12 protein-coding genes and 3 pseudogenes are annotated in these 13,469 nt (G+C 56.8%); 13 read left to right on the top strand and 2 right to left on the bottom strand.

Features of this window, described 5'->3' with window-relative positions; all coding sequences use genetic code 11:
• Together CU103_RS19505 and CU103_RS19510 are read left to right on the top strand one after the other, a co-directional pair.
• The coding region (locus tag CU103_RS19505) for an aldehyde dehydrogenase family protein (protein WP_146147816.1) at positions 1-158 on the top strand (158 nt) is incomplete at its 5' end.
• A gap of 202 nt (positions 159-360) precedes the next feature.
• On the top strand, positions 361-855 hold the full coding sequence (locus tag CU103_RS19510) for a GNAT family N-acetyltransferase (protein WP_245448891.1): 495 nt from the start codon (positions 361-363) through the stop codon (positions 853-855).
• A 314-nt stretch (positions 856-1,169) separates the two neighbouring features.
• Here CU103_RS19510 and CU103_RS32105 read toward each other — a convergent pair.
• A pseudogene (locus tag CU103_RS32105) lies at positions 1,170-1,817 on the bottom strand (transposase family protein); the annotation flags it as partial.
• 556 nt (positions 1,818-2,373) lie between these two features.
• Here CU103_RS32105 and ehuB point away from each other — a divergent pair.
• The 5 genes from ehuB (at position 2,374) to CU103_RS19550 (ending at position 5,718) form a co-directional block, all read left to right on the top strand.
• Positions 2,374-3,243: an ectoine/hydroxyectoine ABC transporter substrate-binding protein EhuB gene (gene ehuB / locus CU103_RS19520; protein WP_245448892.1), complete on the top strand. Its 870-nt coding sequence runs from the start codon at positions 2,374-2,376 to the stop codon at positions 3,241-3,243.
• 314 nt (positions 3,244-3,557) lie between these two features.
• Positions 3,558-4,028: a GNAT family N-acetyltransferase gene (locus CU103_RS19530; protein WP_170117068.1), complete on the top strand. Its 471-nt coding sequence runs from the start codon at positions 3,558-3,560 to the stop codon at positions 4,026-4,028.
• 185 nt (positions 4,029-4,213) lie between these two features.
• Positions 4,214-4,855: an NAD(P)H-dependent oxidoreductase gene (locus CU103_RS31120; protein ID WP_146147817.1), complete on the top strand. Its 642-nt coding sequence runs from the start codon at positions 4,214-4,216 to the stop codon at positions 4,853-4,855.
• 105 nt (positions 4,856-4,960) lie between these two features.
• On the top strand, positions 4,961-5,086 hold the full coding sequence (locus tag CU103_RS32525; protein ID WP_280954609.1) for a site-specific integrase: 126 nt from the start codon (positions 4,961-4,963) through the stop codon (positions 5,084-5,086).
• A gap of 188 nt (positions 5,087-5,274) precedes the next feature.
• The gene (locus CU103_RS19550) at positions 5,275-5,718 is read left to right on the top strand and encodes a hypothetical protein (protein ID WP_245448913.1); all 444 of its coding nucleotides are present in this window, start codon (positions 5,275-5,277) and stop codon (positions 5,716-5,718) included.
• Positions 5,719-5,740: 22 nt separating this feature from the next.
• Here CU103_RS19550 and CU103_RS19555 read toward each other — a convergent pair whose 3' ends face one another.
• On the bottom strand, positions 5,741-6,205 hold the full coding sequence (locus tag CU103_RS19555; protein ID WP_106665732.1) for an Lrp/AsnC family transcriptional regulator: 465 nt from the start codon (positions 6,203-6,205) through the stop codon (positions 5,741-5,743).
• Between the two features lie 127 nt (positions 6,206-6,332).
• On the opposite strand from CU103_RS19555, the gene alr reads away from it, so the two are divergent.
• The 6 genes and pseudogenes from alr (at position 6,333) to CU103_RS19585 (ending at position 13,270) form a co-directional block, all read left to right on the top strand.
• Positions 6,333-7,466 carry an alanine racemase gene (gene alr, locus CU103_RS19560; protein WP_106665733.1) on the top strand — a complete coding sequence of 378 codons (1,134 nt, stop codon included), beginning with the start codon at positions 6,333-6,335 and terminating at the stop codon, positions 7,464-7,466.
• 30 nt (positions 7,467-7,496) lie between these two features.
• A complete protein-coding gene (locus CU103_RS19565; RefSeq protein WP_106665734.1) occupies positions 7,497-8,753 on the top strand; it encodes a D-amino acid dehydrogenase in 1,257 nt (418 codons plus the stop codon).
• A 34-nt stretch (positions 8,754-8,787) separates the two neighbouring features.
• Entirely contained in the window at positions 8,788-9,168 is a 381-nt protein-coding gene (locus CU103_RS19570; RefSeq protein ID WP_106665735.1) for a RidA family protein, read from the top strand.
• 139 nt (positions 9,169-9,307) lie between these two features.
• On the top strand, positions 9,308-10,783 hold the full coding sequence (locus CU103_RS19575) for an NAD-dependent succinate-semialdehyde dehydrogenase (RefSeq protein WP_106665736.1): 1,476 nt from the start codon (positions 9,308-9,310) through the stop codon (positions 10,781-10,783).
• A 356-nt stretch (positions 10,784-11,139) separates the two neighbouring features.
• Positions 11,140-11,747: pseudogene (locus CU103_RS19580) on the top strand (arginase family protein).
• Between the two features lie 403 nt (positions 11,748-12,150).
• Positions 12,151-13,270 (top strand): annotated as a pseudogene (locus tag CU103_RS19585) (IS110 family RNA-guided transposase).
• Positions 13,271-13,469 lie beyond the last annotated feature (199 nt).

The following is a 13,469-nucleotide window of genomic DNA, read 5'->3' on the forward strand; positions in this document are numbered from 1 at the left end:
TCTACGTCAATGGATGGTTCGTCGGTGGCGTAGAAACACCGTTCGGTGGCGTAAAGCAGTCCGGCTACGGCAGGGAAAAGGGTCAGGAAGCGCTGGACGGCTACGTTCAGACGAGAAATGTCGGTATTCGGATCTCGCAGCCATCATCTGGAAATTGAACGCTTGTTGCTCATCACCGACGGCGCGGCAGTGTGGGGCATGCAACATTCAATGAACTCGACCGTGCACGCGGTAAGCCCGGCGAGAGGAATCCGTTTCTTCATCGAGAACAACCCTGGTGGCAGGTTTTTGGCTGCGAACAGGCTTTAGCCATTACGAGACAAATCATGAGCATATTTTGTAGCCCGCCGCGTGAGTCGAATGAGTCAGGAGAACATCAAAGTGCTTCAAGAGACAATTGAGATTCGTAGAGCCACAGCCGAAGATTTCGACAAGTTGGCAATGTTGAACCGCGAGTTGATAGAGGACGAGAAGCATCGAAACCCGATGACGGTCCCGGAACTCAAGGAGCGGTTTCTCCGGTTTGTGAATTGTGAAAATTGGACGGTAGACCTCTTCATCCAGAACGGCGAGATTGTGGGCTTCGCCACTCACCGATTCGAGCCAGACAATGCGGAGCCGAGCGGGCAACGCATCTATTTACGGCAATTCTACATTAGCCGCCAACACCGACGTTCGGGGAATGGCCGCAGTGCTCTCGAACTGCTTATTCAGTCTCGTTTCAACGACAAAGAAAGGATCGTTCTCGAAGTGGTGGAGACGAATCCTGGTGGCAAGGCCTTCTGGTCTCGCACGGGTTTTGACCCCTACAGCACGATCATGGAGCGTGTCGTTGAAAAGGCGACCACCGAATAAGGTACAGTCCTCGGAATCAACGTTTAATTCGCAGGATCGGATCGGCCGGCATTGGCGTGCGGTGGAGCGCTTGCGATACACGAGCGATGTTTAGTCTGTCCTGGGGACATCTTTGGGCGAAATTGCGATTGGGTAAAGGCGCTCCTCGTTGTAGATCCTATGCAAGCTCACCGCGGAGCTTGATAGTTCGACCTCCGCTTTCGCTACGGAGGACGATCATGAGCGCGGATGCTATCAATGACTGTTGTATAGCACTGGAATTATGCCAGAGAACTTGGCTTGTCGGGTTTTTGTTGCCTGGTTCCAAGAAAGTATCTACGCCAATCCTCCATCTTTTCGGCCGCGTCGAAAAGCGTCAGGAACCAATGGGGCTTCAGACATTCCCCCTGAAGCAACCGTTGAACGCCACGGTGTTGGCATTGCCGGTCGGCTTGCCTAGCCGGCTGAAGTCAAGCCCACGCCCTTCGTGTAAGCCAATAGATCGAGGTTGTGGGAGACGAACTCCAAGCCCTGTCGACCCGGATCGCTTCGGGTAGACGATAGGAGGATTATCTACTTCAGCACCCTCGCTACGTCCTCGGCGCGATAGTTGATCTGCGGGTCAAGCATCGCCAGATAGCGCGAGAACGTGTTGATGACTTTCAGGACACGGATCTTCTTGCCCGAAGTTCATCGCCCATAAGTCGTCCGGTCCGACTGCCTTCGCACGATTCTCCTGGAGCTTCACATTCACCGGGCGCTTCGGTGGCGTGTTCTTGAGCTAAAGGCCCACGTCTTTGTAAATGCGATAGGTTCGTTTCATGTTATGTCCCTCCCGTGCTCCAGCGTGATGTGGACATGCCGGTAGCCATTGCGGATCCGCGTCGCGCAAAAGTCCTTGAACCGAGCTCCGATGCCAGCCTGGTCGCAGCGGCGGGACCCGTAGTTTTGGTCGAGATGTCGAACTCCAGAACCCGGCAGGCCGCCGGATCGACACGTCGCTCCACGCACACGTCCCCGTATGTGCCCAAGTTTACAGTTCTCAGCGGATCACGTCCTGCAGCATCTAAAATCGGTCACAAGCCCGCGCAGCCTGCCTCTCCGCAACGGGAACCCCGCCCGTTTCCTGCTTCAGGATGACGGCCATCTGCGCGTCGGAAAACTCGATGCCTCATCGTTCGCCGCTCGCTCCTTCCACCCACGGAATTTTACCGCGGAAACTCCGATTTTCAACGATCCAGTGTTCTGGGATCAGACCAACAGTACAAGTAAAATCGGTCGGGACAAATGGGCATGTCAGTTTGCCTGTGTGCACGCGTCTAAAACGCCGCTTTCATGCGTCCGCACCGAGCGGTTCGCAGAAAGGCGCTTCCGTTGGGGTGCTATTCATAAAGTCGCGTGCTAAGTGGCCTGGCTAGCTCGAACATCCCAGGGCTACCGAGGCGCGACTCTAAGGTCTGCACGATAACCCGAACCGTCGGATGTCTCACGATGCGTTGTGGGAGACGAGTAGCGAAACGAAAACGGGAGGACTAACCAATGTGGAAGCACGAGGACTACAGCTTTAGATCTGCAATCTTGGGGGGGATGGCGGCACTGGGCATGGCGGCGGTGGCAGTCGCCTCGTTTGCCGGTTCGGCGTCGGCGGAGTCGCTGCTTGAGAAGATCAAGAATGGAGAAACGATCCGCCTCGGCTTCACCAACGAGCCTCCCGGCGCCTATCCCGGTCCCAACGGCGAACCGCTCGGCGTGGAGAACGAGATAACGCTCGACATTCTGAAGAAGATGGGTGCGACCAAAATCGAGCCGGTCGTAACCGAATGGGGCTCACTTGTCCCCGGCCTGCAGGCGGGTCGCTTCGACATTGTCACAGCCGGCATGTGGATCAAGCCAGACCGCTGCCGTAACGTGCTGTTCAGCGAACCGGTCGCCGTGGAGAACGGTGCGCTGCTCGTGCCGAAGGGGAACCCCGAAGGACTACATTCTTTCCAGGATGTGCGCGACAAGGGGCTTACGCTCGTCACTGGCGCGGGCTACACCTCGGTCGAGGCGGCGCAAAAATTAGGCTTCGCCGGCGATAAGCTCATGCAGGTCGCCGGACCGCCGGAGATTTTGCAGGCTGTGAAGGCCGGCCGAGCCGCAGCAGGCTCTCTAGACTTCTTTAACGCGACTGGACTTATTAAGAAGGACCACAGCGTTGAGTTGGCCGATCCGTTCGCCTCACCCACCCCGCCCGGCTATGCCGCCATCGCCTTCTCGCTCAACGAGCAGGCTACGGTCGACGCGTTCAACGCCGTATTGAAGGATTATATTGGCTCCGACGAGATTATGGCTGTATTCGGCAAATACGACTACGGCAAAGCCAATCTGCCTGACGGCAGCAAGACCGCTGATCTCTGCAAGGGCTGAGGCAATGTGCCTGATCGCATCCCCGGCCATAGCCAGGGATGCGATCAGTGGGGCAGAGCATAGGAGTTCGATCACAGCTCCATCGGAGTGATGGTTGCCAAGTGCGCGGCTCGCTGCGTGAACGAACAGATCGCCACTTTAGCGGCTGTGCAGAATGTGCTCGTGGCGAGGTCCACCAAGGTCTCCGTTGTGGCCGTAAGTATGCGGGCTAAAGCAAATGCCAAACCAGACTGCTGCGTGAGAAGATCCTCGACGTACATCGCTCCGTCAAGCTCGGATTACCTGAAGACCAGTTACGACAAAGGGAGAATATCGTGAAAATCAGAGTTGTGCGCCCAAAAGATTTTTCTCAACTGCGCAAGCTTTGCGACGAACATGCAGCTTTGGAAGAGGTGACGATCGCGGACCGGGACCTGAGCGCCCAATGGAACTCGGCGTTCTTTGGATCACCTGCCCAGTTGTTCGGTTGGGTTTGTGACGAGGGAGGTAATGGTCCCGACCCCCTTAGAGGATACATGACCGCCTCGATCAGGCTTTGGACATGGTCAGCAAAAACCCACCTTTATCTCGATTGTATCTATCTTCAACCCGAGTTGCGGCGTTCGGGAATTGGGAGAGCAATGTTTAGGATATTGGTGCAATTTGCCCGCGAAAGCGGATGCCACGAGATTCAGTGGAGAACACTCTCATCAAACGAGACGGGAATTGCTTTTTACCGCTCGCTCGGTGCAGTCCCCATTACAGACACAATGCAATGGAGCCAATGGAGCCTCTCTGTCGACTAATTGCTAGTGAAGAAGTCGTCGTCTAGTTTGGAGAAGGCTTGATCGCCATTGTGTTATGCGTAAGTAGATCTGAGCCGTTGTCGAGCAATTTGGCCTGACCATCGCGGTTGAATTCATTCATCTCATCCCAGCCGCCCCTTGTTAGGAAAACGATCGAGGAACTATGGCTGAGATCGAAGCCCGGCTTGCAAGGCGCCAAAGGCGATCTCAACTATGATGCAAGCCGACGTAAAGAAGCAGTAACCGATTGGTGGTTATACATGCACACGCTTATTCTTTTGGCACATCCGGAAAAGAACTCTTTGAACGTTCAATTGGCTCGGAGCGCCCAGGAAAAACTTAAGTGGAATGGTAACAGTGTAGAACTGGTGGATCTCTATCGAGAAGCTTTTGATCCGCTGGAAGCCGAGCACCACTATGCCAAACGGTTAAACGAGGCTTTTTTTAGCCCCTATCGGAACAAGGCCACTTCCGACTTGGGCACTTTGCCTCCAGACGTCATGCGTGCCATCGATCAACTCGATAGGGCCGACCTGGTTGTTTTTCAGTTTCCTCTGTGGTGGTGGTTGATGCCAGCAATCCTGAAGGGTTGGATCGACCGGGTCTTCGTGTGGGGAAGCGTTTTTACCAGCAAAATGCGCTATTGGCGGCGAGCGAGGACAGCACCGCCGCGATTAGATATGGGCAACCGAGGCGGCGAAATTAGCGTGGCTGACGGCACCGGCTTGGGACGACGTGGCGCGGAGGTGTGCAACAGTAGCGCGATGTCGCCATCCTCGCCCAGACCGGGCGCACCAGACGGGTCGACCGTTCGCCCTCGATCGTGAAGCTGCCGGCTGGCGCATCGTTTTGCGCCATGAACCTCAGCACGTGGATGCCAAGGCGCTCGGCAACGGACGCCCGCGACAACGTCTGTCGAATCCGTCCAGAAGATGCTCGACCAGGCCGATCGCCGCACCGTCGTTGGCCGACGCGATTACGCCATGCTGTTGCTGATGATCACATATGGCTTGCGCGCCCGCGAGGTCGCGATGTTGACGCTCGACGACATCGATTAGAAGCGTCGCCGCAATGTTGAGCATGGCACTGCGGATTCCAGATTAACGGGACATCGATTCCGGTAAATCCCGGACATCGTGGAGTGCACCCCTCGACTGAGACAAATAAATAGCAGACAGTTTCTGGATTGCAGGGACTGGAAATGGTTGGAAGAAAGCCGAGATTTAGCGAAGAAGAGAAATTCTCCATGCTCCTACTGAGGCAAAGCGGGGAGAACGTCAGCCGGCCGGCTGATGAACTGGGCATTCACCGCCAACGCTTATGTGCCTGGCGTGAACAATTGCGGGTGTGTGGCAATCTAACGCCGAGTCGACCGGGGCGCCCAAAGAAACGGCCTCCCAAGGCACCACCAGATCGGCAAGCCTTGGCGGCAGGTTTTGCACGGTCGGTTGGACAGCGTCGTGCCGATGCGTTGACGAAAGCCCGTCGTCGCATTGTCCAACTTGAACGCAAGATTGGGCAGCAACAGGTTGAACTTGATTTTTTCAAGAAGTCTTGCGGCATGTCAGGGGCAGTCAACGGCAGAAAGACGCACCCGGCGGTGCAGCGTCTTCGAAGTCATTCAAAAAATGACAGCCCATGTGCCGCAAGCCTTGCAAATCCCGGCACCATGCGGAGGCCTAGTCGCTAAGCGTCGCAGGGCGGCGCTAGATTCAGCGCCTTGCCTTCGGTCGGACAGCGAGCACATTCCGGATCGAGAAGCTGGAATGAATGCGCAATACGCCAGGCAAAGTCGACAATATCTCCTTATGGATACGCTCGAATTGACCTGCATTGTCGGCTTCCACACGTACCAGATAATCAGAGCCGCCGGTCATCAGATAGCATTCACGGATTTCTGGATGTTTGCGGACCGCCGCTTCGAACCGATCGAGATAATCCTCCGTCTGCCGCTCTAGCGTGATGTTGATGATCACCGCGATCGTCGCGTCCGTATTTGCGGTGTCCACGAGTGTTGTATAGCCGCGAATAACCCCCGACTGCTCCATGAGTTTGATGCGCCTGAGGCAAGCGGACGGTGACAGCCCCACCTCCGCCGCGAGCTTCGCGTTGCTCATGCGCGCGTTAAGGCGCAGGAGCCTTAGGATATTGCGGTCAATCGTGTCCAGAGCGGTCATGATAGATCATTCCAAAATTTGATTGATTATGCGGAAAATAGTCCCGAAATCGCAACAATCAATCATCAAATAGCAGACAATTTCGTTCATTATTGCATAAGTTCCCTCTTAGTCGAGAGGGTCGAAAATGGATAGCAGTATTTTAGTTCCCCGCACGAGCACTGGCTCGGCGGTCCAAGGTGCCACTGGCTATCTGACAATTGATCTCTCGGCGCTCGGCCGCAATTATGAAAGACTATCCTCGATGCTGGCTCCCGGCCGTGCTGGGGCCGTGGTGAAGGCCGACGGTTACGGCATAGGTGCCGAATGTATCGCGACGGCCCTCTACGACAAGGGCTGCCGACATTTCTTCGTTGCCCAATTCGTTGAAGCCGTCAGACTGCGCCCCACCCTCGCGCGCGATGCCCAGATCTTCATGCTCAATGGCTTGCAGCCCGGTAACGAGGGACCCTGCGCGGGAAGCGGCATAATCCCGGTTCTGAATTCGCTGCAACAGTGGGAGCAATGGTCGGCGGCCGCTCGGCATCTGAAGCGCACCCTACCCGCCGTGCTGCAGTTCGATACGGGGATGTCGCGGCTCGGCTTTCCACTGGAAGAGCGCCAGGCCTTGGCGGAGGCACTGGGAGATGACAGTCATGTCGAGATATTGTTCATTATGAGCCATCTTGCCTCGGCTGACGAATTGGACAGCGAGCAGAACTGTGAGCAGCTTGCTGAGATGAGCCGCATTGCCGATGAATTCGCCGGCTTCGATATTTCCTTCGCCAACTCCAGCGGCGTATTTCTCGGCGAAACCTATCATGGCGTCCTCGCCCGCCCCGGCATCGCCCTTTATGGCGGCGCGCCGACGGCCGGGGAGCCGAACCCGATGGAGCCGGTGGTCAGCCTCGATGTCGCTGTTGTCCAAACGCGCATCGTGCCGGCGGGCACAAAGGTTGGCTATGGTGGCGCTCATGTCACGCAGCGAGAAGCGCGCCTCCTGACGATCGCCGCCGGATATGCCGACGGCCTGCCGCGCAGCCTGAGCGGACGTGGGGCCGTCTACTACAAGGGAACCCGCCTTCCGATCGTGGGTCGCGTGTCCATGGACAGCATAACGGTCGATGCATCTGCCCTGTCTGAGGGCGACCTAACGTTGGGAAGTCAGGTCGAAGTACTTGGTCCACACCAGACGCTGGAGGACCTTGCGCGCGACGCTGGCACCATACCTTATGAAATCCTGACCGGCCTCGGCGACCGCTATCACCGGCAGTATCGCTAACAGCCTGACAAACCCATCATTGGAGAAATCATGAAAGTCATCGTACTTGGGTCCGGCATCGTCGGCGTGACGACCGCCTATCAACTGGCAATGGCAGGTCATGAGGTCACTGTCATCGACCGCCAGCAGGGTCCCGCGCTGGAGACGAGTTTTGCCAACGCTGGCCAAGTGTCGTTCGGCTATTGCTCACCATGGGCAGCGCCCGGCATCCCCATGAAAGCGATGAAATGGCTGTTCATGCAGCATGCACCACTGATCCTTCGACCAAAATTTGACGCTGCCATGCTTTCCTGGCTGGTGAAGATGCTGTCGCACTGCACGTCCGAACGCTATGCGATTAACAAAAGCCGCATGCTTCGCCTCGCCGATTATAGTCGCATTGCTTTAGCTCAGGTGCGTGCGGAAACCGGAATCTCTTATAATGGAGGCATGCGGGGAACGCTGCAGCTGTTTCGCACACAGCAACAACTCGATGCGTCTGCAAAGGACGTTAAGGCTTTGGCGGCCGACGCAATCCCTTACGAAGTTTTGGACCGGGATGGCTGCGTCCGTTCTGAACCGGCGCTTGCCCATGTCCGCGAAAAGATCGTCGGCGGCCTGCTGACGCCGAAGGACGAAACCGGCGACTGTTTCAAGTTCACCAACGCGCTGGCCGCTATTGCAGATCGCCTCGGTGTCCGCTTTGTCTACAACACGGTCGTCAAACGGCTCGATGTCGAGGCAGGGCGGCGCGTGCGCGGGGTTGTGACCGATCGCGAACGAATAATCAGCGCAGATGCGGTCGTGGTGGCATTCGGCAGCTATTCGCCCCTTTTTTTGAAGCCCTACGACGTCAAACTGCCCGTCTACCCTGTCAAGGGATATTCATTGACGGTCCCGATCACCGATGCCTCGCGGGCACCACGATCAACGGTAATGGACGAATCCTACAAGATCGCGATCACACGGCTTGGCGATCGCATCCGCGTCGGCGGGATGGCGGAAATCTCCGGCTATACCAACGATCTCGGGCAGGCCCGTCGGCGCACGCTGGAACACTCGGTTACCGATCTTTTCCCCGCCGGCGACGTCGCCAAGGCGACCTTCTGGTCCGGGCTGCGACCAATGACCCCGGATGGCACGCCGGTCATCGGCCCGACGCAGATTGCTGGGCTCTTCCTCAATACCGGTCACGGCACGCTCGGCTGGACCATGAGCACCGGCTCGGCACGGGTGATCAGCGATCTCGTCAGCGGCCGCAAGCCGGAAATTGACGCCACCGATCTGGCGATCGCCCGTTATGCCTGACACCACCAAACCAACTAATTTTTAGGAGAACTCAATGATTACCGATATTTCCACGACCGATGCCCCTAAGGCTGTTGGCCCTTATTCGCAGGCCATCAAGGTCGGCGACCTGTTGTTCGTGTCCGGGCAGTTGCCAATCGATCCCGCCACTGGCGAGTTCAATTCTGCTAACGCTGTCGAGCAGGCCGAGCAGTGCCTCAAGAACCTTGCGGCGATCGCCAAGGCGGCCGGCACTGAACTTTCGAAGACAGTCAAAACCACTGTGCTCCTGACTGATCTTGGCGATTTCGCCGAAATCAACCGTGTCTATGCCGGGTTCTTTGTGACACCATTTCCCGCGCGCGCTTGCTATGAAGTGAAGGCCCTGCCGAAGGGCGCGAAAGTTGAGATTGAGGCTGTCATCGCGCTTGGCTAGTCAATCGGCAAGCAAATCCAGCGAAGACGCAAGGGCCGGAGCGATCTTTCTTGGGTGGCTCCGGCACTACCATTTTATGCGTTTACCTGATATTCGCTGCGGCGAACGTTGAAACTTAAAATCATGAGGGGGGACCGCGGTGACCGTGACACAGTCGCTGACCAGGCATCTGAAAAATCCCGAGCTATTTGTTGATCTGGCCTCTGTGCCTGATCGGAACGTGGCTGCGGCCACGAAGCGCTTTTCTGTCTTCAATCCCTCCACAGGCGAGCTGTTGGCGGAACTTCCAGACATGGATGCCGGGGATGTTTCCAAGGCAATAGACAAAGCTCGATCAGCGCAGGAACAGTGGGGGGCGCTGACTGCGCGCGAGCGTTCCGACACGTTATGGAGATGGCACGAGCTGATCCTCAACCACAGCGAGGATTTTGCCGCCATTTTGACGGCCGAAATGGGCAAGCCGCTCGCAGAGGCGAAGTCTGAAATAGCGCACGCGGCAGCCTATCTCCAATGGTATGCCGAGGAGGCTAATCGCATCTACGGCGAGACGATTTCAGCGCCATCCAACGACAGGCGTATGCTGGTGATCAAACAGCCGGTCGGTGTCGTCGGGGCAATTACCCCGTGGAATTTCCCCGCCTCGATGGTGGCGCGCAAGATCTCGCCGGCGCTCGCCGCCGGTTGCGTGGTCATCCTGAAACCCGCAGAGCAAACGCCACTCGTCGCTGGCGCCATGTTCGCTCTTGCCCGGATGGCAGGTTTTCCGGAGGGAGTCCTTAACCTGATCTATGCCTCCGAAGGCGATGCGGTTGGCCGGGAACTTTGCTCCAATCCCAACGTTCGCAAGATCAGTTTCACCGGGTCAACAGAGGTCGGGCGGCTCTTAATGCGGCAGTGCTCGGACCAAATCAAAAAGATAAGCTTCGAGCTCGGTGGCAACGCCCCATTCATCGTTTTCGATGATGCGGATGTCGATGCTGCCGTCGAGGGCGCTATCCAAGCCAAGTTTCGCAACGCGGGCCAGACCTGCGTTTCAGCCAACCGGCTTTACGTGCAGTCCAATGTGCATGATGAGTTCGCCGAAAAATTCACTCAGCGTGTGTGTGCATTACGTGTCGGTGACGGGTTCGATCCCAATGTTGCGATCGGTCCTCTTATCGATGATCGTTCTCTTGCCAAAATCGAAGCCCATGTGCGCGACGCCGTAATCAAGGGTGGTACAATCCGTTGCGGTGGCAACCGTATCGGGAAGTCCGGGACATTCTTCGAGCCCACGGTGATCACAGAAGTGGCAAGCACAATGCGAATTGCCCAGGAAGAAACCTTCGGACCGCTCGCGCCGATCATCCGCTTTGATGATGCCGACCAGGTGGTTCGCGAAGCAAACGATACCGTTTATGGTCTCGCAGCCTATTTCTATGCCTCCAATCTCAAGCGTGTCTGGCGCGTTGCTGAAGCCCTTGAATATGGCATGGTCGGAATCAATACGGGACGCATGTCCTCTGAGGCCGCGCCCTTTGGCGGCATGAAGCAATCAGGGATTGGTCGTGAGGGTTCGCGTCACGGTCTTGAGGCTTATCTCGAGATGAAGTACCTGTGCATGGGTGGTTTGTAGCTGCGCAGGAAGTCCATCGTTTAGTTGATTAGCCGGTAGCTTTTCGCTAGTGCCTGGAGATCAAAATGGATCCGATGTACAATCAACCTCTTGACGCGGCAAAGTGCCGAGGTTCGCAGGGCATTCGACATTTATGCGTTTGCCGGCGGCAATAACGGCGGAAGGCTTCGACATCGCGCTGATCGGTCTTCCTTGGGACGGTAATACAACGGGAAGTCCGCAACTACTCGATCATGATGCGGAGCACTCATCACGTCACAAAGATCGAGCGTTTCAAGATTGCTAACGTAGCTGATGTTGGGGATGTCGAAGTAAACCCCGATCGTAGATGATGCACTCAACTGATAAGGGCTGATATACAGAGAGTTACAGAGGAGGGCGCGCTACCTCTTTCGGTCGCCGGGGACCACCTTGTGACGCTCCTTGTTCTGCGCGCCGTGGCACGGGACCAGGCCGTGGGACTTATCCATTTCGATGCTCACTCGGACACCAACGACACTTATTTTGGGAACAACCCCTACACGCACGCCACGCCCTTCAGGCGAGCTATCGAAGAAAAACCGATCGACCCTCACAAGACTGTTCAGATCGGGATACGTGGTCCAACCTATGCGCTAGATGAGCAAGGTTGGGCGGTATCCCAAGGTGTTAGGATCGTCTACATGGAGGAGTTCATCGAGCGCGGTGTCTCTTCCGTTATGGCCAAGTTCGACAAATCGTTGGCGATGCACCTACCTACGTGACGATCGACATTGACTCAATTGATCGGTCCATGGCTTTGGGTATCGGTACTCCCGAGATCGGCGGCTTCCCAACCAGAGAAGCTCAGAAAATGATTCGTCTGCTGGATGGTCTGAATTTGGTAGGGGCAGACGTGGAGGTTGCTCCTCCATTAGATTCTAATGGACTCACCGCTATTACCGATGCAACGGTTATGTTCGAACTTCTTTGTGTTTTGGCGTAGCTCCCAGCAACCAGAAGAAACCAAGGAATGGATCGAATTTGAGTCGTGTGCGACGTGCGACTAAAAATCGCCGTCGAGATGGGAAATCACTTGGTTGTTAATGTTCCTTCTATGACGAAGTCTCTTGGCTGGGGTTTCTCTCCGCCGTTTGGAAGCGCAGGCACGCTTCGCGCACCCGGTGCTCGCGACTTGCGCAAGTATGTAAAGGTCGTCTGATAATGTTGCCGGTACGGCTGTCCTGATGCCAGGGTCAACGGCAATTAGTCGTTAGAGGCCAGAGCCGCCGCAGACCTATTAGACCGTATGTTCTCGGGGTGAAGGTGGCCCGCCCCCGCAGTAAGCTGAATTCGGGGGTTGCTCTGGATAGGCCGGAGCCGAGCCCCACGCTTAGCGAGGGCGAACCATGAAAGAGAATAGCGTAATTTTCATCGGCTTGGATACGTCGAAGCTGAAGATTTCAGTTGCGGTTGCGGACGGGGTGCGCAACGGCGAGGTGCGGTTTTTCGGCGACATCTCTTCGGAGCCGGCGTCGGTGGCGTCGATGGTCGACAAGCTTTCCCGACGCGGGGCCAAGCCTCACTTTTGCTACGAGGCCGGCCCGACCGGTTACGGTCTTTACCGGCAGATTGTTGAATTGGGGCACGATTGTGTGGTCGTGGCGCCGTCCCTGGTGCCCAAGCGTGCGGGCGACCGGGTGAAGACAAACCGCCGGGATGCCGTAAGTCTGGCGCGCCTGCACCGGGCGGGCGAACTGACCTCTGTCTGGGTTCCGGACGAAGGCCATGAGGCGATCCGCGACCTGGTGCGGGCTCGCGAGGCTGCCAACGATGCGCTGAAGCAGGCACGCCAACAACTCCAGTCCTTTTCTCCTGCGCCACGGCCGGATCTATACTGGCCGCACGCCTTGGACGCGCGCCCATACAAGATGGCTGGCATGCCAGGCCTTCGATCATCCCGCCCACCAAATTCTGTTGGCAGAATATTGCCAGGCCATCGAGGATGCCGGCGTGCGTCTGGATCGGCTGACCAAGCTGGTGGTGGAGACCGCAGCATCCTGGTCGATGGCACCGGTTGTGGCAGCCTATCAAGCGATGCGCGGCGTCGCGTTCATGACTGCGGTCACCTTTGTGGTCGAGATCGGCGATGTCAGGCGTTTCGATAATCCCCGTCAGTTGATGGCCTATCTGGGTCTTGTGCCGTCGGAACGCTCAACGGGCGAAAGGGTCAAGCGCGCTGGGATCACCAAGGCCGGCAACACAAGGGCTCGAAGGGTACTCGTTGAAGCGGCCTGGACATATCGCTTCCCGGCTCGCGTGAGCCCGAAGATCCAGGCGCGGCTGGATGACCTGCCAAGAACGGTTCGCGAGATTGCCTGGAAAGCCCAGGTGCGGCTTTGCGCGCGCTATCGAAAACTGATGGCGGCAGGCAAGCCGAAGGTCGTCGCTGTCACCGCCATTGCCCGAGAAATGGCAGCATTCCTATGGGCGATTGGACAGGAGGTCGCTCCCACAGCTAAAGGCTAAATGCCGATGGTCAGCTTGAAGAGAGACGCTTAACCCAAAATTTAAAATCATCTGCTGTTGGACAAAGATGGAGGCAGGGCTCCGGTGGGGAACCCTCGCAGGCTCTATGTGGCGGATAAATTCCAAGTCCGAGATTAGACAGAGGCAGCCCCAGACGAACACACGGAAATGCGGTACCCAACCCGCGCATAAGAGTATG

This window comes from Phyllobacterium sophorae (assembly GCF_003010965.1).
Classification (GTDB): Bacteria; Pseudomonadota; Alphaproteobacteria; order Rhizobiales; family Rhizobiaceae; genus Phyllobacterium; species Phyllobacterium sophorae.